Consider the following 20669-nt stretch of genomic DNA (forward strand, 5'->3'; position numbering starts at 1 on the left):
TTACCTCATGCGTTGAAGCACCGCGATGAAAAAGCCATCGGTGCCATAATCATCTGGATAAAGCTGTAACGCCAAGCCTTTGCGGTCAGGCGTCAAGGTCAAAGCCGCTTGGGTTTGTTGCTGCTCATATTCTGGATGCGCCGCCAAGAACGCTGAAACAACGCCTTGGTTTTCTGGTGCAACCATGGTGCAGGTACTATAAACCAAGCGCCCGCCGACTTTCACCAAGTCGGCCATGGCGTCTAGGATCGCCCCTTGCACTTCCGGCAGATGCTGTAAATCTTCAGGCGTCTTCTCATATTTGATTTCCGGCTTGCGGCGAATCAGCCCTAATCCAGAACACGGCGCATCGACTAACACCCGATCAAAAGTCTGTGGGGCAAACTGATCAGGTGCTTGGCGTGCATCCATGGGATACGCGTCGATGCGATCAGCTAAGCCTAAGCGCGCAGCATTTTGCGCGATCAATTGCACCTTATGCGGATGCAGATCCAACGCGACGACTTTGCCGCCGGCTTTGGCATCTAAGAACTGAGCGATATGGGTGGTTTTGCCACCAGGCGCAGCACAAGCGTCTAAGACTTGGGCATCAGGCGCCACGTCTAAAGCCGGCGCCACCAGCATCGAGCTTTCGTCTTGCATGGTATACCAACCAGCCGCAAACTCCGGTGTCCCGGCGAGATAGCCGCCATCGGCCACCAAGCCATATGGTGAAATCGCCGATTCGCGCAAGTCGCCGAAGCGCTCGCTTAACGCTTGTTTCAACACCGGCCGGGTGGTTTTGGTGGTGTTTACGCGCAATGACGCATTGGCAGGCTGATTAATGCCGGCTAAGATGCTTTGAGTCTTCTCTAAGCCGCATTGATCGATCAACTGATCGATCAGCCACCGCGGGGTGCTGGCTTGAATGCTCAAGCGCTCCAGCGGGTCTTCAATGCTGTCAAGGCTAGGAACGCCTTGGCGTTGAATGTTGCGCAACACGGCGGTAACGAATTTGGCGATCCCTACATGGCCTAACTTCTTGGCAATTTCAGTGGCGTCATAGAAAATCGCCCGCGCCGGCACTTTATCCAAATACGTCAGCTGATACACAGCACTTTGCAGCAGCACGCGCACCCAAGCATCGAGCTTGCGCTTGCCGACAAAAGGCGCCAAATAAAAGTCCAGCGTTAACTTGTGCTGGATCACCCCATACACAATGTTGGTTAACAAATGGGCATCACGTGCTTCAAGCTGGTGGTTGTTCAACACCGCATCAAGCGTCAAGTTCGAATAGCTGCCTTGTTTCTCGACTTTTTCGAGCACGTTCACGGCAAGCAGTCGCGGATTATTCTTATCCAATGAGTTGGTCTCCTTCTTGAATGGCCTTACCAGCACCATTCAAATACGCTGCGATTGGTTGTTTCGCTTTGCCAGCCGGCTGCAATTCGTCAATCGTATACACCGTGCCTGAGCCTGCGGCGACTTGCAGTTGTTTCTTACTGCGCAAAACGACAGTGCCTGGCGCCAAGGTGGTGGTGGCGTCAAGCGGCGTGATCGCCCATAACTTGGTGCGCACACCGTTCATTTCGACCCAACCGCCAACATCTGGGCGCAAGCCGCGCACCCAATTGTCCAACTGCGTCGCCGTTAAAGTCACATCCAAGCGTTCTTGAGCCTTCTTTAACGCCGGAGAGAAAGTGACCAAAGCCGGGTCTTGCGGGGTTTTATGCGCCGTGCCGCCAATGATATCCGGCAAAGTCGCCATCAACAAGTCGCGCCCCATCAGCGACAATTTCTTGAAAACCGTCCCGGTGTCGTCTGCCCGGGTCAAAGGCAGTTTACTTTGGGCATACATATCGCCGGCATCCATGGCTTTGACCATTTCCATAATCGTCACCCCAGTTTCTGCATCCCCGTTGATGATCGAATATTGGATCGGCGCGCCGCCGCGATACTTCGGCAGCAGCGACCCGTGCACGTTTAACGCCGCGATCTTGGCGGCGTTTAAGAATTTTGTCGGCAGAAATTGGCCATAAGCGGCGGTGATCAACAAATCAGGCGCCATGGCAATGGCTTGTTCCAGTTCGGCAGAACCGGAGAGCTTTTCTGGCTGCAACACCTCAATCCCGAGTGCTTGGGCCTTTTGCTTGACTGGGCTTTGGTGCAGTAGTTGTTTGCGCCCTACTTTGCGATCAGGTTGGGTGATCACAAGCAAAACATTGTATTGGTCATTTAATGCGTCGAGAATCGGCACCGCAAAGTCCGGCGTGCCAAGAAAAATCACAGATGTCATAAATCCCCCTGTTATTGCTGATATTGCATTCATCAGTCAATGTGCGTTCAATAACTATATCTTACCACGCGCACATAAAGCGCGGTGAAGCGTTTGTTACATGAAGTCTTGCGGCTCACGGTCAATGGCCACAGTGAAGCCGTTTTTGACACTGGCTTGGGTTTGCATCAAGATCTGGTCTAACACGGCATCAAGTTTGGGCTCATGCTTATATTTGATCACCATTTGGTAGTAATAGCGATTCTTCAAGCGCGCAATGGCCGTTGGCGTCGGACCCAGCACGCGGGCTGAAGCTGATAATGCAGCGTTTAATTGCGCCGCCAGCGAATATATCGCCTTAGCCGCTTCTTGTTCATCTTGATGGCTGACCGTCAGTTTCATGGTGAAGAAATACGGCGGATAATCGCCGCGATGGCGCACGGCCATTTCTGCATAGAAGAAGCCTTCATAATCATGATGTTTGGCGTATTGAATTGCGTAATGCTCTGGATTGAACGTTTGAATAAACACCTCACCAGGCTTGTCAGCACGCCCGGCGCGGCCAGAAACTTGCGTGAGCAATTGGAACGTGTGCTCACTGGCGCGAAAATCCGGCAGGCCTAAGCCAGTATCGGCATTGATCACGCCGACTAAAGTCACATCTGGAAAGTCCAGGCCTTTGGCGATCATTTGCGTGCCTAACAAGATATCGGCTTGATGGGCGCCAAATTGCTTCAACAACTTGGCATGCCCGCCTTTGCCGCGGGTGGTATCCACATCCATGCGCAACACCCGGGCTTGAGGCAGAAGAGAGTTCAAGCTGGCTTCAACTTTCTGCGTGCCGGTACCATAATAGCGGATCTTCTTGGAGCCGCAACTGGGACATTGCGTCGGAATGGGTTCTTCATGCCCGCAATAATGGCACTTCAAGCTATGCGTGTCCATGTGCAAGGTCAACGAAATGTCACAGTTGGGACATTGCACCTTATAGCCGCATTCGCGACACATCACAAAACTCGAAAAACCGCGCCGATTTAACAACAGGACACTTTGTTCGTGCTTGGCCAAGCGTACTTGCAAGGCATCCAGCAGCGGTTTGGAGAAATCATCGCGCCCACCTTGTTTATAGGCTTCGCGCATGTCGATCACCGATACACTAGGCAGCGGGTGATGATTGACCCGATGCGGCAGCAACAGCCGCTGATAGACGCCTTTTTCAGCGCGCGCCCGTGATTCCAGACTCGGCGTCGCAGAGCCTAACACCACCGGGGCCGACATGGTTTGTGCCCGGTGCAAAACGACATCGCGCGCATGATAGCGCGGCATGTCGGCTTGCTTATAGCTGGTTTCGTGTTCTTCATCGATAATGAACACGCCAATATTGGTCAACGGCGCAAACGCCGCCGAACGCGCACCGACAACCACTTGCGCAGCGCCTGAACGAATGCGGCGCCACTCGTCAAAACGCTCGCCATTGGATAACCCGGAATGCAGCACTGCCACTTGCGGACCAAAGCGGCCGCGCACCCGCAACACCATTTGCGGCGTTAAAGCAATTTCCGGCACCAGCATCAACGCACTGCGCCCATTGGCCAAGGCTTGCGCCATGATCTGCAAATACACCTCGGTCTTGCCTGAGCCGGTGACGCCTTCCAACAAGAAGGTTTGTGCTTGGCGCTTGGCCACCGCCGTGCACACGCGATCTACCACCGGGGCTTGTTCATCAGTCAGTGCTAAAGGCTTGGTTAACGGCTTGCCGGCCAACTCCGGATAAGGGTCACGCATCACAACTTTAGGCACCAACTGAAGCCACCCGGCGTGCTCGCCATATGTGACTTGGGCACGCGGCACTTGATCTAACACTGCTGGCATGGCCGGTTGCTGCTGGCTGATTTGCCATTGTTCAAGCAATTTCAGCAAATGCAGGCGCTGTTTGGCACTGGCGCGCTGTTCGGTACTTAATTTCTGATAATCAGCCGCAGTCAACAGCGGCTTAACATGGTTGATGGTCTTAGCCCGAGCACGGTCATTAAGGCGATATTCAACACTGAGGTCGCCGCTTTGAATGGCTTTGACGATCGGCGCCAACGCGTCTGGTGTGCTAAATTGCGTCAGCGGCGCCGCTTGGGCCAAAATGTTGGCGCCAGTGGGCGTTGCTGGGGCCACCCACTTCTCAGCGTTGGCTTTTAGCGCTGCTGGCAACATGGTTTGAATACAAGTGATCCAAAACGCGTAAGTTTGATGGGCCAGCCAAGCGGATAGATCCAATAACTCCGGCGTCAACACCGGCGTTTCATCTAACAACGCCAACAACGGCTTCAAGTCACCGGCATAATCGCTTTGATCCGCCAAATTCACGACCATGCCCATCACTTTGCGCGCACCTTTGCCAAACTGGACCCACACCCGCATGCCAGGTTGCACCAGATCAGCCAACGCTTCAGGCACCGCATAATCAAAAGGCCGATCCGTTTGCATGGTCGGCACATCAACGATCACTTCTGCAACTTGCACCGCATCACCCCATCATCTCAGTCATTGTCTTTAAAATCGTTTGCGCGATCTTGGTTTTGCTGGCATCAGGCACGGCTTGCGCCTCATGACCTGGCCGCAGAAGCCACACCGCGTTATGGTCTTGGTTGAAGCCAACACCTTGGCCCACTTGATTGGCCACTAACAGATCGGCATGTTTCTTCTGCAGTTTGACTTGCGCATTGGCCAACAAATCGTTGGTTTCTGCGGCAAACCCAACCACCAGCTGATGGGTCTTCTTGGCCCCAAGTGTCGCCAAAATATCTGGATTCTGCACCAAGTTCAAGGTCAAACCAGCGTCTGGGCTGGTTTTCTTAAGCTTGTGGTCGGCAGTTTGGGCAACATGATAATCCGCCACAGCTGCCGCCATGATCACCGCATCAGCTGACGCAAATTCGGCGTCCACAGCTGCTTGCATTGCTTGGGCAGATTGAACCGGCACCACTTTGACTTGCGGCAGCGTTGGCAATTGAGCCGTCGTCACCAAGGTCACCGCCGCTTCGGCAGCGGCCGCGACGTTAGCCAACGCCGTGCCCATTTTGCCAGAAGAATCGTTGCCGATGTAGCGCACCGGATCGATGCGTTCGCGCGTGCCGCCAGCCGTGATCACCAAGCGCTTGCCAGCCAGGTGCAAAGCAGCATCATAACTTTGCACAAAAGTCGCCACGACCTTAGGCTCTGGCATCCGGCCGATGGCTTCGTAACCTTCAGCCAAGAAACCGCGTTCCGGCGGCAATACCACCATGCCCAGGGCCTTAAGGTGCGCAATATTGGCTTGCGTTTGCGCATTGCGCCACATTTGGTCGTTCATCGCCGGCACCACCAGCTTCGGACAAGCACTGGCTAAAAGCGTCGTGGTGACGACGTTGTCGGCAAAACCTGCCGCCAGCTTCGCCAATGTGTTGGCCGTAGCCGGCACCACCAGCGCCAGATCCATCCAATGGGCCAATTCGACATGCGCAACATGCGCCGGTTGCGCAAATTCGCTGGCATCGGTCAATACCGGTTGCTTGGATACCGTTTCTAACGTTTGCGGGGTCACGAATTCACCAGCCGCTTTGGTCATCGCCACGCGTACCGTGTGCCCTTGGCGGATCAATTCGCGCACCACCAGCGGAACCTTATAGGCGGCGATCCCGCCTGTTACAAAAACGCCGATCTTAAGTGTCATCATCATGCCCCTTTCATCGTGTTGATTATACCAAACATTCGCCGTCGCGACGAATGCAGCACGCTGCGGTTAATTGCATCAAGCCCGGACCGGCAAAATGGGGCCGCAGGCGGTGTGGCCGCAACACGAACCATTCCGACCAGCAGATGATTGTTGCGAAATAAAAAGAACCCACCAATGTGAGCTCCAATTAAGTACGAATTAGTCTTGTTTGTGATCCAATGCTTCAGCATCGCGTTCCAAGTGCTTGGAATCAGGATCGATGATCACATCGCCAGCCGCAACTTCTTCAAGCGCCTTGCCGACTGTCTTCAAAGACTTGTAATCTTCCAATGTGCCAACAGCACCTGGGGCTTCTAATTCATGCGCACGCTTGGCCGCAAGCACAGCCAACGAATAACGTGACGGCACCTTGTCCAACAACTTATCGATCGATGGATAAATAATCATCTTTATTGCTCCTTTACTGACTGGGCATCTGGGGTGCTGGCAAGCATCGCCTTATAACGGTCGATGACCCGCGGTACCCGCAGATGTTCACTTTCGATAATGCGCTCAATTCGGCGCACGGCTAAGTCTACTTTATCATTAACCACGGCATAATCATAGTTGGCCATCATGTTAATTTCTTCAGCTGCCTGCTTGATGCGCTTGTCGATCACTTCAGCAGAATCAGTGCCGCGTCCAGTCAAGCGATTCTTCAACTCGCTTAAATCCGGTGGCGTCAAGAAAATAAACACGCCATCCGGACACTTCTCGCGCACTTGCATCGCGCCTTTAACTTCGATTTCCAACAGCACGTCGCGCCCAGAATCTAGTGTCTGGTTCACATACTTTAACGGTGTTCCGTAATAGTTGCCGACATATTGTGCGTATTCAAGCATCCCGCCTGTGGCGATTTCGTGCTCGAATTGCTCCTTCGTCCGGAAGTAATAATCAACGCCGTCAACTTCGCCAGGCCGTATCTTGCGGGTGGTCATCGAAATTGAATATTGGAAGTCGCGATAATCACCGGCGAGCATGGCTTGCCGAACCGTCCCCTTGCCGACCCCACTCGGGCCGGACAATACGATCAGCATTCCCCGTTCCTGCATGCTTTAACCTCTTTCATCCTTGTAGTGTTGCCTTTCATTCTGCACTTTTTTGCCATGAATTTCAACTGGTTGCGCGATTTGATAAGTATTTGCAAAATCTCTGGCCGCCTGACGCCCAGCTTGCACCAAAGCTTGGCGATTTGCCAAGGAGAAATTCAACATTAACGCATCTTTTGGCGGCGTTAACACCGGCGTTTGCCCAAGTGCTGGCGTCGGGCCTAACCCAGCTGCTGATAAAGCAATCACTTGCGTCGCACCAATATCTCGCGCAATGGCCACCGGCAGATCATTGACCACACCGCCATCCACATAATAGCGCTGATCGACTTTTACTGGCGCATACCAGCCTGGTAAAGCGGCGCTGGCACGCAGCCAAGCACGCCCAGTTGTCGCATGCAGTGTCACTACATGCGGCACGCGTTGGCCTAAAGGCGTGCACACCGCTAATGCCGGCCAGGTTTGGTGCTGAGGCAAAGCAAGCAGTTCAGCAATCAAGCCGTCAAGGGTTCGTGTTTGATAAGGCAACAAGCGGCTAGGGGCTCGGCTGAGCCACCATGCCACCAATTCTTCGCCGCTCATGCGCGTGGTGGCCCAGGCGTTGATCGCGCCAATAGAGCTGCCGATCACAAAATCCGGCTTGAGCCAGCGGCTGAGCTGGGCCCAAGCGCCGGCTTGAAACGCCCCGCGCACACCGCCACCGCCAAATACTACAGCTAAAGGCATCACATGACCTCCTCAAAAATATTTTGCATTGGGTATTGCAATCTAGAACGCTTGTTCGTATAATGAATTTATCAAAACAAACGTTCGCCTTGGAGGAATACATCATGGAAAGCAAAGCCCAAAGTTTCACCAGCGTTAAACATAATCTCATCGCCTCATATCGGCAATTCTTTGCGCTAGAAGCCCCGGCTTTGACCATGCCCCAAGCGCAGCTTCACCATTTTGTTTCGCAAAGTCTCACCCGCCACTACCGCGTTGCGGTATTCTTCACCGACAGTGAAGACGGCTTGGTTGGTACCTTCATCCGCCAGCTTGACGCTGATCGCTACTTGATCAAAGCCTATCAAAGCAATTTGTTCCGGGTCGTCAGCTTGGATCAGCTCACCTATATCAAACGTGTTTAACTTTATTATATCGCAAAGGCCTGCCCAACAATCTGGGCAGGCCTTTTTTCTGACACAACAGGATACGATATAGGTCGTGATGCCAATCGGGCAAAAACACCAACTACCATGCCGCTTGATATCCGCTGGTAAACACGCTTTGCGCCACTTTCGGATAATTATTTTGTGCTAGACATTCGTACAGCCACTTTTCCGTGGGTTTGCCTACTAATCAACAATTTCAACCAGTTTAAAACCCTCACCCATCTGCCAATATTTGTACATCGCATCGCTAACGACCCTGTTACGAATAGTGGAGGCCAGGTGTTGCGTAGGCGCGCGGGGCCAACAAGACGGTCAGGCCGTGAAACGATCAGCACAATGAGACAAGCGTACTTTGCTTGGCTTATTGTGCTGATCGCGGCAAGCAGTGAGACATGCAAGTGAGCACAGCGAGCGCTTGGCTCACTGCTTAGGCAGAAAACGCGCGTCCTTCAGCGCGGTTGGCGCCGGCCGCACCGCCTGCGCCGTCTTGTTGGCCCCGCACGCCGAAGCAACACCTGGCCGGGCCCTGGAAGTCCGAGCGGGATATGCTGTGGTCTTCGTCGAGCTGCGTGGCGCAACGCGGGTGCGCCACTGCGCTCTGGGTTAGGCTTTAGCTTTGGCCTTTTTGGCCATGGCCAGCAATTCGCTGGCGTGTTCAATGGCCAATTCAGTCACTTCCTCGCCTGCCAGCATCCGTGCGATTTCATCCACGCGCGCCGTGTGATTCAGCGGTGTGACTGAAGTTTTAGTGCGCCCGTTGGCCACGGCTTTTTCGATCAAATATTCATGGTCGCTCATTGCTGCGACTTGCGGCAAGTGCGTGATGCACAATACTTGCGACGAGCGGGAGATTTTTGAGATCTTGTTGGCAATGGCTTGAGCCACGCGTCCGGAAACCCCGGTGTCCACTTCATCAAAAATGATGCTGGTGACGCCATCGGACTTGGCAAAAATCGTCTTCAGCGCCAACATGATCCGCGATAATTCCCCGCCGCTGGCGATTTTGGCCAGCGGTTTGGCGGCTTCGCCGGGATTGGTTTGAATGAAGAACTCAACATTATCTAAGCCATATGGTCCTAAGGTGTTGTGGCCAAGCGGGGTCAACTGCACCGAAAACACGGTTTTGGCCATGTATAGCGCTGCCAGCTGCTCGTGGATCGCCGCTACCAAATTCGTCGCCGCCGTTTGCCGCGCATGAGTCAGTTTGGCGCCTAACGCCAACAGCTGCTTTTGTTGGGCAGCGACTTTCTCATCAAGGCCTTGGGAATCGGCTTCAGTGGCTTGCATCGAGGCCAACTCGGCTTCAGCGCGCTTGCCATATGCCATCACCTGCGCCAGCGAATCGCCGTATTTGCGCTCAAGGTTCAAAAACAACTCCAAGCGCTGTTCGACGGCGTCTAAGCGGCCTTCATCCCAGCTGAGGTCGTCAACGGCGCGATTCAAGTCGCCTTGCACATCTTGCAGCGAATAATACGCAGATTCCAAAACACTGGCAATATCAGCATAAGCCGGCGCCAAATCGGCGATGTCTTGCATGTTGCGCATGGCATCGGCAACTTGATCCAAAGGGTTGACATCTTCGTTGCCAAGAATCGTACTGGCTGCGTTAAGCGCATCAGAGATCCGCTGAAAATTCGCCAAGCGGTCGCGTTCAGCTTGCAATTCTTCTTCTTCGCCAGCATGCAGCTGCGCCGATTGGATCTCTTGCACTTGAAATTGCAACATGTCCAAGCGCTGCGCCCATTCTTGCGAATTCTGCTGCTTCTTCTTAAGCGCCGCGTTGGTCGCGACAAACTTGGTGAACAATTCGCGATATTGCCCCAGCAGCTTGGCCACCGGCGCGCCGCCGAATTGATCCAACAAGCCGCGGTGTGATTCCGGATGCAACAGCTGCTGGTGTTCGTTTTGACCATGGATGTCGACTAAAGTTTCACCGATTTCGCGCAAGGTGGCGGTATTGACCAAGTGGCCGTTGACGCGGCAGACATTGCGGCCGCTGGCGTAGATATCGCGCTGCAGCAGCACTGACGCGTCGTCTTCGGCCAAATCATATTTGCGCAGCAACGCCGCGGTTTTGGAATTGGCTTGCGCATCAAACAAGCCTTGCAGCTCGGCTTTGGCCGCGCCGGTGCGCACGAAATCTGCACTGCCGCGAGAGCCTGCTAACAAACTGACGGCATCGATAATGATCGACTTGCCGGCGCCGGTTTCCCCGGTCAAGGCCGTCATGCCGGTATCAAAGCTCAACTCCAAGTCTTCAATAATGGCAAAATCGCGGATCACTAACTCTTGTAACATGTTTTCACCCTACCATTGCTGTGATCATGTCTAACACACTGGAGGCATCAGCTTTAGAGCGGCACACGATCAAAATCGCGCCATCCCCGGCAATGGTGGCAAAGATCCGCTGATCTTGCAGCTGATCGATCAAGTTGCCTACCGCCGGTGCTGTGCCGGGATTCATCACCAAATGTACAAATTGGTCCATCATATCGCCGCGGCGAAATTCTGCCGCCAGCGTCCGCCGCAGCTTATCCAGCGGCGCCAGTTGTTTTTCTTCAGGCATCGAATAGCGATACCGCCCGTCATGCGTTGGCACTTTCACCAGTTGCATATCTTTGATGTCACGAGAAATCGTGGCTTGAGTCACCGGGACCCCGCGCTTTTCCAAGGCCGTCACGAAGTCGCTTTGACGTTCGATGATTTGGTCTTGGATCAATTGGCGAATATACGCCTGGCGTTCATTTTTCTGCATTTCGTCACCTGCTTAAAATATTCTCTCTAACAGCTTACCACAAAATGCATAATTTGTGAATAGATATTCAGCTAATGTTTTGGCTTGAGTTCTGCATATGCCGCTGCTTGAACCGCATCGATGCTGACGCCAGGCGCCAGCACGCCTTGTTCGGCACCGTTTTGCAAGTGAATGAGAAATTCGATGTTGCCTTCGCCGCCTTTGATTGGCGAGAAGTCCAAGCCTAACACGTTGTAGCCGGCTTGCAAAGCGAAGTTGACGATCATTTCCAGCACCATTTTGTGCACGGCAGGGTCGCGGACGATGCCTTTCTTGCCGACATTCTGCGGACCAGCTTCAAACTGCGGCTTGATTAGTGCCACTGCATGCGCGCCTGGTTGCAAAATGGCTTTAAGCGGCGGCAGGATCAGCTTCAACGAAATAAACGACACGTCAGTCATCGCAAATTCCACCGGCCCGTCTTGGAAGTCCTCAGGCTTGCTGTAGCGAAAGTTCACTCGCTCCATGACTTTGACGCGCGGATCTTCGCGCAGTTTCCAAGCGAGTTGATTGTAACCAACATCCAGCGCATAGCTGAGCTTGGCCCCGGCTTGCAAGGCCACATCAGTGAAGCCGCCGGTAGAAGCGCCGATGTCTAAGACGGTTTTGTCTTTCAAATCGATGCCAAACACATCCAGCGCCTTCTTGAGCTTCAAGCCGCCGCGGGAGACATAAGGCATCTTCTTGCCTTTGACATGCAAAATGCTATCGGCATCGATTTTGACACCAGGCTTGTCGAGGCGCTCGTTGTTTTGGTCATAGACTTCACCAGCCATCACCGCGCGCTTGGCTTGTTCACGGGACAAGAACAAGCCTTGTTCCATCAATAATACGTCGATCCGTTCTTTACTCATGTTTACCTCGTGTGCTCCGTGTCCAAATATGTCAAGAAAGCGTGCAGCTGCGGTGCCGGGCGGCTCAAGCGAGCAAGCGCTGCTTGCGCTTGGGCCACTTGCGCATCCAGTGCTTGATAAGCGCCATCAAGCCCCAACAAGCCAGGATAAGTGTTCTTGTGTTCCGCCACGTCTTTGTTGGCGGTTTTGCCAAGTTCGGCACTGGTTTTGGTCACGTCATTGATATCGTCTTGAATCTGAAAAGCCACGCCAAATGCCGCGGCAAAATCATGCAGTGCCGCTGTGTCTTTGGCATCAACGCCGGCAAACACCGCACCCATGCTTGCCGCAACTTGGATCAGCGCACCGGTTTTCAACGCGTGCAAGTGCTTCAATTCAGGCAAAGACAAGTGCTGTTGCTCCCCTTGAATATCCAACACCTGTCCACCAACCATACCGCTGGCGCCAACGGCTTGGGCAAACAGCGCCAACGCTTTGGCCAAGCGCTCAGGCGTCGTGCGGGTTTGGGCAAGCAGTTCAAAAGCAGCACTTTGCAGCGCATCCCCGGCTAAGATCGCCATGGCCTCGCCAAAGCGCTTATGACTGGTGGGTTGACCGCGCCGCAAATCGTCGTTGTCCATGGCTGGCAGATCATCATGGATCAATGAATAGGTATGCAAGCACTCCAAGCCGGCAGCGGCTGGCAAACAAGCCTCAACGTCGCCGCCGAAAGTGTCTACTACCGCCAGCAATAACAGCGGACGCAGCCTTTTGCCGCCGGCTTCAAGCGAATAACGCATCGCATCTTGCAAAAGCGGCGTGCTGATCGTTTGCAAATAAGCTTCCGCCGTGGCCATCACCGGCTTGGTGAAGCTTAACGTGCGCGCCTCAAGCATTGGCTTTAGGGTCGAAAGGCTGCTCAGTGCCATCGGCCATCATTTCTTTGGTCACCGCTTGTTCGGCGTCTTTCAAGGTTGCTTCAAGCTTGGCGCTTAACTTGACGCCGGCTTTAAATTGCGACAACGCCGCTTCCAGCGGTACGTCGCCTTGTTCGAGTTGGGAAACGATTTGTTCAAGTTGGGCCAGATTCTCTTCAAAAGTTGGTTCTGCCATGTTGCGCATCCTTTCTGAATGTCAATTATTCTGCGGTTTTGTGAATCGCCAAAACTTTGGCGTCAACGGCGCCATCTGCCGCATGGATATGCACGGTTTGCGGCACGTGATAATCCGCGGTGGTTTTAAGCATGTGAGCATCTTCAGCGGTGACATAACTGTAACCGCGGCTCATGATCTTCAATGGGCTCAAATGATCTAAAGCCCCGGCCAAGTTAGCGGCTTGTTGGCGCTTGTTGGCCACTAAGGTATTGGCAGCGCGCAGCAATCTGGCGTGATCGTTGGCGACTGTTTGTTGGGCGCTGACCACCCGCAGCTGCAAATTGCGCGGGCTAAGCGTGGTTTCACACAGATCCAAACGGTGACGATAGCTGTCTAAGCGCCCTTGCATTGCCGCATCTAAGCGGGTATGCAATTGATCGACGGTTTGCAGATATTGATCATACAAGCGGCTGGGTTGGGTCAACACCACACTGGAACTGGCGCGAGTCAAACGCTGGCGCAGCTGAGTGAGGCGATTTTGCATGGCGTTGGCGGCGCGCTGGCGCAATTGATCGATATCATTAAGCGCATCGATCAACGTCACCGGCGTCACCAATTCTGCAGCTGCCGTGGGCGTGGCGGCGCGGCGATCCGCTACAAAATCCGCAATGGTCGTATCAGTTTCATGCCCCACGGAACTGACCACCGGCATCGGCATTTCGGCAATCGCCCGCGCGACTTGTTCATCGTTAAACGGCCACAAGTCTTCGATCGACCCGCCACCGCGGCCGATGATCACCGCGTCATAGCCGCCGTGTTGAGCCACAGCATGCAGCTGACGCACCAAATCAGCGGCAGATTGATCGCCTTGCACCACCGCCGGATACAGCGTCAACTGCAAACCAGGATACCGCCGCGCCACAGTGGTGCGAATATCTTGGATCACCGCGCCGCTGGGACTGGTGATCACCGCCACTGCTTCTGGAAACTGGCGCAGCGGGCGCTGGTTCTTGGCAAATAAGCCTTCTTTGTCCAACTTGGCGCGCAATTGTTCATAGGCTTGATACAAGGCACCGACGCCGTCTGGCTCCATGTGCTCGATGACGATTTGGTATTGACCGCTGGCTTCATACATCGTCACACGGCCCACCACCAGCACCTTCATGCCTTCTTCAGGGGCGAACTTCAACTTGGCAAAAGCGCCTTTGAACATCACCGCTGAGATCTTGGCGTGATCGTCTTTCAACGAGAAGTATTGATGGCCTGGCCGCAAGCGGAAGTTGGATAATTCGCCTTCCAAATACACCCGGCCTAAATACGGATCTTGATCAAATTTACGTTTTAGATATGCACTCAGCGTTGAGACGCTGAGGTATTCATGCTCTGGCATGATAAGCCCTCTTTGCTAATTCAACGGTTTGGATCATTAAGCTGGCGATGGTCATTGGTCCCACCCCACCAGGTACTGGCGTGATGGCACTGGCGATCGGCGCCACACTGGCATAATCCACGTCACCGACTAACTTGCCTTGCGCATTGCGATCCATCCCCACATCAATCACCACTGCGCCTGGTTTGACCATGTCTGCGGTAACCATTTCGGCGCGGCCGGTCGCCACCACCAGAATGTCTGCTAAACGCGTCACCGCTGCGAGATTGGCGGTTTTGGAATGGGCCACTGTAACAGTGGCATGTTGGTTGAGCATCAATCCTGCCATTGGTCGGCCCACAATGTTGGAGCGGCCCACGATCACCGCATGTTTGCCTTCTACCGAGATGTCATAATGTTTCAGCAGCGCCATGATCCCATAAGGCGTAGATGCCACCACGGATGGCATGTTCGTCCACAACTTGCCGACATTCATCGGGTGGAAACCGTCGACGTCTTTGTTTGGGTCGATGGCTTCTAGCGCCACTTGTTCATTGATGTGCTTAGGCAATGGCAATTGCACCAAAATACCATGCACGGTGTCATCGGCGTTGAGTTCGGCAATTTTGGCTAACACCGCGTCTTGCGTGGTTTCTGCCGGCAGTGTGATCTGCAACGAATTGATCCCTAAGCTTTCAGCGCGGCGGTGCTTATTGCGCACATAAATTGCGCTGGCTGGGTCTTCACCCACTAAAATCACCGCCAAGCCTGGCGTCACCCCGTGAGCCTTCAAGTCAGTCACAGTTGTTTTAAGTTCTGCCATTAATTGGTTGGCGGTTTGTTTACCATCGAGTACGGTCGTCATGTTGATCCTCCTCGGGGGCTGGCCCCAACATTAGTCATTCAATTATAACGCATCAGTTTGCTCATACACACCTAAAAATACGAAAAGCCGGACGCTTTCGCGTTTCCGGCTTGTGAAGCTTGTACTTAATTTTTGACGAAATGGCCCAAGATGCCGTTAATAAACTTGGCACTGGCATCATCATTGTACTTCTTAGCAAGTTGCAAGACTTCGTCAACAGCGATCTTGTCGTCAAGGTCTTCGAATTGGATTTCGAACAACCCCAACCGCAGCAAGATCAAGTCGGGCTTAGTCAAGCGTTCGAGGCGCCAGCCGGCTTTAAGCTTGCTGGTGATCGTTTGGTCTAATTCTGCTTGGTGTTCTTGAACGCCGGCGACTAACAGCTTCATGTAAGCCGTGGGTTCTTGATCTTCACCTAATACGTCTTGATAAACCGCATCCAAATCTGCGTCTGGGTTTGCATTCAGGGCAAACAGCGCTTTGAAGGCGGCTTCGCGACTTTCGTGTCTGCCTAACATCTAGTCGTTATCCTCGGTTTCTTCATCATCCATTTTGAACAAGTCGTCTGGATCAACTTTGGCCGCCTTCTCAGGCACCACGCCGACCACATGCACATTGACAGTGTCTAGGGTCAAATCGGTCATGTACAACAATTGTTCCCGCAACGATTCTTGCATCGCCATGGCAACTTTAGGTACCGCCACGCCGTAGTTCAAGTAGACATAAACGTCGGCTTCAAGCTTGTCACCGTTGACAGTGAGCTCAACGCCTTTGCCGTGATTTTCACGGCCAAACCACCGGTTGATCGTGGACGCGAGGCTGCCACGCATCTGGTAGACCCCATCCACTTGCACGGCAGCAATGCCTAAGATCACTTCCAAGACTTCCGGCACGATTTCGATCGAGCCCGTTGCGTCGGTGCGATTTGCAAGAATGATATTCGTTTCTTCAGCCATGAGCAGCCTCCTTATAATGGTCAAACAGTTGGTAAAACTTGGTGAAAACGGCACATTTCGGCGAGCTGCGCAAAGCAACGCGATCGCGTATAAGGCATCCTGATCCAATGGCAAAGAACGCCATCGAATCAGGCTGCCTTATACACATCGCTAAAATCGCTTTACTCCGCTCTGGTTTATCGGCGAGCTGCGTGGCGCATCGCGGGTGCAGCTAGCTACGCAATCGTACTCGAGGCAAAATACGCCTCATGCACGATTGCTAGGCTACCTGACCCGCTCAAGCGCGCCACTTTGCTCTGGGGTTTTATGCGCGAGAAATGTAGGTGCCGTCTTGGGTGTTAATGGTCAACACATCACCTTCGTTAACGAAGAATGGCACCTGAACGACTAAGCCGGTTTCCATGGTAGCAGGCTTGGAGCCGCCGCTTGAAGTGTTCCCACGGATCCCAGGTTCAGTGGCTTTGACCTCAAGATCAACCGTGTTAGGCACATCGACCCCAAGGGTTTCGCTGCCGTGCATGATGATTTTGACTTCCATGTTTTCCTTCATGTACTTAAGTTGGTCACGGATCTCGTCGCCTGGCAAACTCAATTGTTCGTAGGTTTCCATATCCATGAAGACGTATGAATCACCGTCAGCATACAAATATTGCATGGTCTTGGTGTCGATTTGCGCCTTTTCAACTTTTTCAGTTGAACGGAAAGTCATTTCTTGCACCGCACCGGTACGCAGGTTCTTCAAAGTCGAGCGGACAAAAGCGGAGCCCTTGCCTGGCTTAACGTGTTGAAATTCCACGATGCGCCACAGGTTACCATCGACTTCGATGGTTAAGCCATTCTTAAAATCGTTAACAGAAATCATGTGTTTCCTCCATTATTATCTCGTACTAGTCAACTATAGCAAGCGCAGAAGACGCGCGCAAGTTAAACCGGCACGACCACAAGGGTCGGCGGGGCTTGCGACGTTAATCGAATTGGATCATCTGCAGTGATCAGAACTGAGTCTTCGATACGCACACCTCCAAGGCCGGGTAAATAGATCCCCGGCTCTACTGTTTCAACATTGCCAACACGTTGTTGGACTTCTCGATATGGTCCCCAAGCCCCTGGGCCTTCATGGATCGACAACCCGATCCCATGCCCAGTGCCGTGACCAAAATATTCACCATACCCGCGCTTGGCGATAAAGTCATGCGCGAATTGGTTGATCGTTTTGCCTAGAACACCGGCTCGCATTTGCTTGGTCGTTTCAAGATTGGCCGCATAAACGATTTGGTAGATTTCTTGCATCTTAGGATCAGCATGACCAATGGCAAAAGTCCGCGTTTCATCAGACACATAGCCATGATACACGCAGCCCCAGTCTAAGGTTACGGTATCACCGATTTCGATCACTTTGTCGCTGGCAGCGCCATGCGGCATCGCCGAACGCGCACCGCTGGCGACAATAGTTTCAAAGCTGGTGCCAGACGCGCCAAGTGACTTCATATAAGCATCCAAGTCATTGGCGACTTGCCGCTCAGTCATGCCAGGCTTAATGGTTTCAAGCACATGCTGATAGCCGGCTTCGGCGATGCGCACGGCTTCTTTCATTAAAGCCAATTCCGCTTCGTCTTTGACCTCGCGCAGCTTTGCCACCAAACCATCAGTTGGCACCCAGGTGATGGCCGGGCTCAGCCGCTGATAGTCAGCATACGTCATGTATTGCGCTTCAAACCCTACATGATCTAAGTGGTGGGCTTGAGCCACGGCACCAGCTTTGGTCAATAAGTGATCTTGATGCAACACGACTGTTGCATTGTGGACTTCTTGGGCAACTTGCGTGGTAAAGCGCGAGTCGGTAATAAAGAAATTATCTTCAGCAGTGACGACTAAGGCACTTTCATTACCAGTAAAGCCAGTTAAATAACTAACATTCACCGGGTCTGTGACCAACATCCCGTCTAACTGCTGTTCTTGCATGACGTCACGTAATCGTTGCAACCGTGTCATCAGCCATACCTCCTTTACCAAACAAATGCATGTGCGAGCAAAGTGACCCTCTTAAGGCACGCCTTTGCTCTGGTTCTTTGTCAAGCGGCGTGATATAAGTCGTGACGCCGCCAAGGCACAAACCGCCTTTGCGTCATCTCGCCTTATATCCACCGCTAAATGCGCTTTGGGTTTTCGTCGAGCTACGCAAAGCAACGCGGCGTGATATAAGTCGTGACGCCGCCAAGGCACAAACCGCCTTTGCGTCATCCCGCCTTATATCCACCGCTAAATGCGCTTTGCTCCGCTCTGGGTTTGTGAGCTACCACAAAAAAACGCCCCGTCGCCGGAGCGTTCTTCCAGATTATTCAGCTTGAGCTGCTGGATAAACGGATACTTGCTTCTTGTCGCGACCAAGACGTTCGAATTTAACGACGCCGTCAGCCTTAGCAAAAAGAGTATCATCGCCGCCGATACCGACGTTCAGACCCGGATGGATCTTAGTGCCGCGTTGACGATACAAGATGTTCCCTGCCAAAACAGTTTGGCCGTCGGCACGCTTTGCGCCCAGACGACGACCTGCAGAGTTACGGCCGTTTGAAGTGGAGCCGCCCCCCTTATGGTGAGAGAAGAATTGCAAGTTCATCTTTAACATGGTGTTACACCTCCGAATACGAGTTGGGATACTTAGAAGTTTCGATCTGAACATAATCGCCATACGATTCGGCGATACTTTGCATGGTTAATAACAAGTTCTCTAACAAAATCTGGCTGATGTGCATTTGTTCGCCGGTCAAGTCTTGCTCGATCGTGACGATCAAATGACCACCATTGACTTCATCAGCTTCAACCGTTGGCTCAAACCCAGCTAAGGCTTCGATCCCGTTGACAGCGCCGATGGCCACGGCAGAAACTGCCGCACAGACAATGTCTTTGCCATACTCACCGGAGTCAGCATGGCCAGTCATAGAGAATTGTTGTAAATTACCGCGCTCGTCGCGCAGAAAGCGTGCTTTGATCATGTAGTGGCCTCAATTAGGCGTTGATCGCGTCAATGACAACCTTAGTATAAGGTTGACGGTGACCCTTCTTCTGATGGGAATGCTTCTTAGGCTTGTACTTGAAGGTTACGACCTTCTTTTCACGGCCTTGCTTTTCCACCTTACCGGTGACGGTTGCGCCGTCGATCGTTGGTGTGCCGATCTTAGCGTCGCCTTCGCCTGCGACCAAAATAACTTGGTCGAAAGTTACAGTTGCACCTTGTTCTGCGTCCAGCTTCTCAACGTAAAGGGCTTCACCGACTTCAGCTTTATATTGCTTACCGCCAGTCTTGATAATTGCGTACATCTTGTGCACCTCCTGTTTGCCCGTAGGCGATTCCCCTGATGACTCGCCAAGTCAGGTGCTATGCTTTGATACCTGACGTTGTGCGGTTGCAGATGAGGGGTGACAAATACAACGCTCTGATTGTATCAAATATTAGAGGCTGTGGCAAGCACGCCAAGAAAAAAACTTGACAGCATTCAAGGGCCTTTTGCTGAAAAACAGCCCGATGCTTGTCCTAGCGCGCCACTTTGGGTAGAATAAGAAAAGAATCTTACGTCTCGGGGGCAAATATGTTAATCGCTATTGTTGATATCTTGATCTTTTTGATCACCGGCGGCTTGTTAGTCACCGTCACCGCACGCATCCCCAATCCATTAAACGTGGTATGCGGCGTTGTCTGTGCGATCGTGTTAACCATCATTGCCCATGCTTTGTTTGCCGGCAGCGTCTTTGTGATCTTATATGCGGTGTGGATGTTTGCTATCATTATCGGTTTGTTCGCCTTGCGCTGGTGGCTGCACCAATCCAGTCGCAAGCAACACGAACATGAACGTTAAGTCGCCGAAACGGCGGCTTTTTTTATCCAGAGCGAAGCAGCCCGAACTTAGCGATGCGGGTAAAGCGGGATGACGTTTGGGCGTTCTTGGCCCAAGCGGCGTCACGACTTACCCACAATCGCGTTGGGCTGCGCAACTCGACGAAGATCCAGAGCGAAGCAGTCCGAACTTTGCGATGCGGGTAAGACGGGATGACGTTTGGGCGTTCTTGGCCCAAGCGGCGTCACGACTTACCTACAATCGCGTTGGGCTGCGCAACTCGACGAAGCCGCAACGTCCCGCTTCTTGACCCCTTCACCAAAAAATCTGCAAAAAAAGCGGCGCGATCAGAATCGATCGCGCCAATGCCCCTGCCAAGGACCTTAAGCATACTGCGCAAATGCCCTTGGTGCAATAAAAAACCGCCGCATAGAATCATGCGGCGGCAAGACAAAGATTACTTTGTCAGCTGAGCGACAGCTTGCTCGATCGTGCGCCCAGTGCCAGTGTGATGCTGGTTCTTGGTGTCGATAGCAATAAATTGCTGCGTTACAGTATCGAGTTGAATTCGATATGTCATAAAATTACCTCCATTCGATAACACGTGAATGGTCTTCTAGTAGCGATGTATTTATAATACTATACTTAAGTAAGAACGTCAAGCGTTATCGTTAATATTTTGTCAAATCAGGTCAATATTTATGTTAACATGCCTCATGGCT

Annotated in this window: 24 protein-coding genes and 1 other annotated feature; of the genes, 2 read left to right on the plus strand and 22 right to left on the minus strand. The window is 52.8% G+C overall.

The annotated features are described in order from the left end of the window. From rsmB to ACGG90_RS01100, 7 genes are all read right to left on the minus strand, one after another. Complete coding sequence (gene rsmB / locus ACGG90_RS01070; protein ID WP_390404724.1) at positions 1 to 1341, minus strand: 16S rRNA (cytosine(967)-C(5))-methyltransferase RsmB; 1341 nt, start codon at positions 1339 to 1341, stop codon at positions 1 to 3. Then, complete coding sequence (gene fmt, locus ACGG90_RS01075; protein WP_390404726.1) at positions 1334 to 2275, minus strand: methionyl-tRNA formyltransferase; 942 nt, start codon at positions 2273 to 2275, stop codon at positions 1334 to 1336. The genes rsmB and fmt overlap by 8 nt, the downstream gene beginning before the upstream one ends. A 96-nt stretch (positions 2276 to 2371) precedes the next feature. Continuing rightward, positions 2372 to 4732: a primosomal protein N' gene (gene priA, locus ACGG90_RS01080; RefSeq protein ID WP_390404883.1), complete on the minus strand. Its 2361-nt coding sequence runs from the start codon at positions 4730 to 4732 to the stop codon at positions 2372 to 2374. Positions 4733 to 4772: 40 nt separating this feature from the next. Continuing rightward, a complete protein-coding gene (coaBC, locus tag ACGG90_RS01085) occupies positions 4773 to 5960 on the minus strand; it encodes a bifunctional phosphopantothenoylcysteine decarboxylase/phosphopantothenate--cysteine ligase CoaBC (RefSeq protein ID WP_390404729.1) in 1188 nt (395 codons plus the stop codon). A gap of 198 nt (positions 5961 to 6158) precedes the next feature. Beyond that, positions 6159 to 6407 carry a DNA-directed RNA polymerase subunit omega gene (gene rpoZ, locus ACGG90_RS01090; RefSeq protein ID WP_390404731.1) on the minus strand — a complete coding sequence of 83 codons (249 nt, stop codon included), beginning with the start codon at positions 6405 to 6407 and terminating at the stop codon, positions 6159 to 6161. A gap of 2 nt (positions 6408 to 6409) precedes the next feature. Continuing rightward, complete coding sequence (gene gmk, locus ACGG90_RS01095; protein ID WP_390404734.1) at positions 6410 to 7051, minus strand: guanylate kinase; 642 nt, start codon at positions 7049 to 7051, stop codon at positions 6410 to 6412. Between the two features lie 3 nt (positions 7052 to 7054). Continuing rightward, the gene (locus tag ACGG90_RS01100; protein WP_390404736.1) at positions 7055 to 7774 is read right to left on the minus strand and encodes a patatin-like phospholipase family protein; all 720 of its coding nucleotides are present in this window, start codon (positions 7772 to 7774) and stop codon (positions 7055 to 7057) included. Between the two features lie 104 nt (positions 7775 to 7878). On the opposite strand from ACGG90_RS01100, the gene ACGG90_RS01105 reads away from it, so the two are divergent. Then, positions 7879 to 8178: a hypothetical protein gene (locus tag ACGG90_RS01105; protein ID WP_390404739.1), complete on the plus strand. Its 300-nt coding sequence runs from the start codon at positions 7879 to 7881 to the stop codon at positions 8176 to 8178. A 627-nt stretch (positions 8179 to 8805) separates the two neighbouring features. Here ACGG90_RS01105 and recN read toward each other — a convergent pair. The 14 genes from recN to rplU form a co-directional block, all read right to left on the minus strand. Next, the gene (gene recN, locus ACGG90_RS01110) at positions 8806 to 10500 is read right to left on the minus strand and encodes a DNA repair protein RecN (protein ID WP_390404742.1); all 1695 of its coding nucleotides are present in this window, start codon (positions 10498 to 10500) and stop codon (positions 8806 to 8808) included. A 4-nt stretch (positions 10501 to 10504) separates the two neighbouring features. After that, positions 10505 to 10957, minus strand: coding sequence for an arginine repressor (locus ACGG90_RS01115; RefSeq protein ID WP_390404744.1), 453 nt, complete (start codon positions 10955 to 10957; stop codon positions 10505 to 10507). A 71-nt stretch (positions 10958 to 11028) separates the two neighbouring features. After that, positions 11029 to 11850 carry a TlyA family RNA methyltransferase gene (locus tag ACGG90_RS01120; protein ID WP_390404747.1) on the minus strand — a complete coding sequence of 274 codons (822 nt, stop codon included), beginning with the start codon at positions 11848 to 11850 and terminating at the stop codon, positions 11029 to 11031. A 2-nt stretch (positions 11851 to 11852) separates the two neighbouring features. Next, on the minus strand, positions 11853 to 12725 hold the full coding sequence (locus tag ACGG90_RS01125) for a polyprenyl synthetase family protein (RefSeq protein ID WP_390404885.1): 873 nt from the start codon (positions 12723 to 12725) through the stop codon (positions 11853 to 11855). Next, on the minus strand, positions 12718 to 12942 hold the full coding sequence (locus ACGG90_RS01130; protein ID WP_390404749.1) for an exodeoxyribonuclease VII small subunit: 225 nt from the start codon (positions 12940 to 12942) through the stop codon (positions 12718 to 12720). The genes ACGG90_RS01125 and ACGG90_RS01130 overlap by 8 nt, the downstream gene beginning before the upstream one ends. Positions 12943 to 12967: 25 nt before the next feature. Next, the gene (xseA, locus tag ACGG90_RS01135) at positions 12968 to 14314 is read right to left on the minus strand and encodes an exodeoxyribonuclease VII large subunit (protein WP_390404752.1); all 1347 of its coding nucleotides are present in this window, start codon (positions 14312 to 14314) and stop codon (positions 12968 to 12970) included. Next, the gene (folD, locus tag ACGG90_RS01140) at positions 14301 to 15158 is read right to left on the minus strand and encodes a bifunctional methylenetetrahydrofolate dehydrogenase/methenyltetrahydrofolate cyclohydrolase FolD (protein WP_390404755.1); all 858 of its coding nucleotides are present in this window, start codon (positions 15156 to 15158) and stop codon (positions 14301 to 14303) included. Before folD ends, xseA begins: the two co-directional genes overlap by 14 nt. Before the next feature lie 125 nt (positions 15159 to 15283). Further along, a complete protein-coding gene (gene nusB, locus ACGG90_RS01145) occupies positions 15284 to 15676 on the minus strand; it encodes a transcription antitermination factor NusB (RefSeq protein WP_390404758.1) in 393 nt (130 codons plus the stop codon). Continuing rightward, positions 15677 to 16114 carry an Asp23/Gls24 family envelope stress response protein gene (locus ACGG90_RS01150; protein WP_390404760.1) on the minus strand — a complete coding sequence of 146 codons (438 nt, stop codon included), beginning with the start codon at positions 16112 to 16114 and terminating at the stop codon, positions 15677 to 15679. Positions 16115 to 16418: 304 nt separating this feature from the next. Next, a complete protein-coding gene (gene efp, locus ACGG90_RS01155) occupies positions 16419 to 16976 on the minus strand; it encodes an elongation factor P (protein ID WP_390404763.1) in 558 nt (185 codons plus the stop codon). Positions 16977 to 17038: 62 nt separating this feature from the next. Next, the gene (locus tag ACGG90_RS01160; protein ID WP_390404765.1) at positions 17039 to 18106 is read right to left on the minus strand and encodes a M24 family metallopeptidase; all 1068 of its coding nucleotides are present in this window, start codon (positions 18104 to 18106) and stop codon (positions 17039 to 17041) included. 343 nt (positions 18107 to 18449) lie between these two features. Next, positions 18450 to 18740 (minus strand): 50S ribosomal protein L27, encoded by a 291-nt coding sequence (gene rpmA, locus ACGG90_RS01165; protein WP_054713775.1) that lies wholly within the window; start codon positions 18738 to 18740, stop codon positions 18450 to 18452. Positions 18741 to 18744: 4 nt separating this feature from the next. Then, entirely contained in the window at positions 18745 to 19107 is a 363-nt protein-coding gene (locus ACGG90_RS01170) for a ribosomal-processing cysteine protease Prp (protein ID WP_390404768.1), read from the minus strand. A gap of 13 nt (positions 19108 to 19120) precedes the next feature. Continuing rightward, complete coding sequence (gene rplU / locus ACGG90_RS01175) at positions 19121 to 19432, minus strand: 50S ribosomal protein L21 (protein WP_390404771.1); 312 nt, start codon at positions 19430 to 19432, stop codon at positions 19121 to 19123. Between the two features lie 29 nt (positions 19433 to 19461). Continuing rightward, positions 19462 to 19530 (minus strand) — a sequence feature (ribosomal protein L21 leader region). A gap of 171 nt (positions 19531 to 19701) precedes the next feature. Here rplU and ACGG90_RS01180 point away from each other — a divergent pair. Continuing rightward, a complete protein-coding gene (locus ACGG90_RS01180) occupies positions 19702 to 19968 on the plus strand; it encodes a hypothetical protein (protein ID WP_390404773.1) in 267 nt (88 codons plus the stop codon). A 436-nt stretch (positions 19969 to 20404) separates the two neighbouring features. Here ACGG90_RS01180 and ACGG90_RS01185 read toward each other — a convergent pair whose 3' ends face one another. Further along, entirely contained in the window at positions 20405 to 20527 is a 123-nt protein-coding gene (locus tag ACGG90_RS01185; protein ID WP_390404776.1) for a hypothetical protein, read from the minus strand. Positions 20528 to 20669 lie beyond the last annotated feature (142 nt).

The organism is Lacticaseibacillus jixiensis (assembly GCF_042847315.1).
In the GTDB taxonomy this organism is placed as follows: domain Bacteria; phylum Bacillota; class Bacilli; order Lactobacillales; family Lactobacillaceae; genus Lacticaseibacillus; species Lacticaseibacillus jixiensis.

What these genes read in the sequence shown, in the direction of transcription:
- fmt (WP_390404726.1), bottom strand. Translation starts at nt 2,275, where the DNA reads ATGACATCTGTGATTTTTCTTGGCACGCCGGACTTTGCGGTGCCGATT.
- priA (WP_390404883.1), bottom strand. Translation starts at nt 4,732, where the DNA reads ATGCAAACGGATCGGCCTTTTGATTATGCGGTGCCTGAAGCGTTGGCT.
- coaBC (WP_390404729.1), bottom strand. Translation starts at nt 5,960, where the DNA reads ATGATGACACTTAAGATCGGCGTTTTTGTAACAGGCGGGATCGCCGCC.
- rpoZ (WP_390404731.1), bottom strand. Translation starts at nt 6,407, where the DNA reads ATGATTATTTATCCATCGATCGATAAGTTGTTGGACAAGGTGCCGTCA.
- gmk (WP_390404734.1), bottom strand. Translation starts at nt 7,051, where the DNA reads ATGCAGGAACGGGGAATGCTGATCGTATTGTCCGGCCCGAGTGGGGTC.
- ACGG90_RS01100 (WP_390404736.1), bottom strand. Translation starts at nt 7,774, where the DNA reads ATGCCTTTAGCTGTAGTATTTGGCGGTGGCGGTGTGCGCGGGGCGTTT.
- ACGG90_RS01105 (WP_390404739.1), top strand. Translation starts at nt 7,879, where the DNA reads ATGGAAAGCAAAGCCCAAAGTTTCACCAGCGTTAAACATAATCTCATC.
- recN (WP_390404742.1), bottom strand. Translation starts at nt 10,500, where the DNA reads ATGTTACAAGAGTTAGTGATCCGCGATTTTGCCATTATTGAAGACTTG.
- ACGG90_RS01115 (WP_390404744.1), bottom strand. Translation starts at nt 10,957, where the DNA reads ATGCAGAAAAATGAACGCCAGGCGTATATTCGCCAATTGATCCAAGAC.
- ACGG90_RS01120 (WP_390404747.1), bottom strand. Translation starts at nt 11,850, where the DNA reads ATGAGTAAAGAACGGATCGACGTATTATTGATGGAACAAGGCTTGTTC.
- ACGG90_RS01125 (WP_390404885.1), bottom strand. Translation starts at nt 12,725, where the DNA reads ATGCTTGAGGCGCGCACGTTAAGCTTCACCAAGCCGGTGATGGCCACG.
- ACGG90_RS01130 (WP_390404749.1), bottom strand. Translation starts at nt 12,942, where the DNA reads ATGGCAGAACCAACTTTTGAAGAGAATCTGGCCCAACTTGAACAAATC.
- xseA (WP_390404752.1), bottom strand. Translation starts at nt 14,314, where the DNA reads ATGCCAGAGCATGAATACCTCAGCGTCTCAACGCTGAGTGCATATCTA.
- folD (WP_390404755.1), bottom strand. Translation starts at nt 15,158, where the DNA reads ATGACGACCGTACTCGATGGTAAACAAACCGCCAACCAATTAATGGCA.
- nusB (WP_390404758.1), bottom strand. Translation starts at nt 15,676, where the DNA reads ATGTTAGGCAGACACGAAAGTCGCGAAGCCGCCTTCAAAGCGCTGTTT.
- ACGG90_RS01150 (WP_390404760.1), bottom strand. Translation starts at nt 16,114, where the DNA reads ATGGCTGAAGAAACGAATATCATTCTTGCAAATCGCACCGACGCAACG.
- efp (WP_390404763.1), bottom strand. Translation starts at nt 16,976, where the DNA reads ATGATTTCTGTTAACGATTTTAAGAATGGCTTAACCATCGAAGTCGAT.
- ACGG90_RS01160 (WP_390404765.1), bottom strand. Translation starts at nt 18,106, where the DNA reads ATGACACGGTTGCAACGATTACGTGACGTCATGCAAGAACAGCAGTTA.
- rpmA (WP_054713775.1), bottom strand. Translation starts at nt 18,740, where the DNA reads ATGTTAAAGATGAACTTGCAATTCTTCTCTCACCATAAGGGGGGCGGC.
- ACGG90_RS01170 (WP_390404768.1), bottom strand. Translation starts at nt 19,107, where the DNA reads ATGATCAAAGCACGCTTTCTGCGCGACGAGCGCGGTAATTTACAACAA.
- rplU (WP_390404771.1), bottom strand. Translation starts at nt 19,432, where the DNA reads ATGTACGCAATTATCAAGACTGGCGGTAAGCAATATAAAGCTGAAGTC.
- ACGG90_RS01180 (WP_390404773.1), top strand. Translation starts at nt 19,702, where the DNA reads ATGTTAATCGCTATTGTTGATATCTTGATCTTTTTGATCACCGGCGGC.
- ACGG90_RS01185 (WP_390404776.1), bottom strand. Translation starts at nt 20,527, where the DNA reads ATGACATATCGAATTCAACTCGATACTGTAACGCAGCAATTTATTGCT.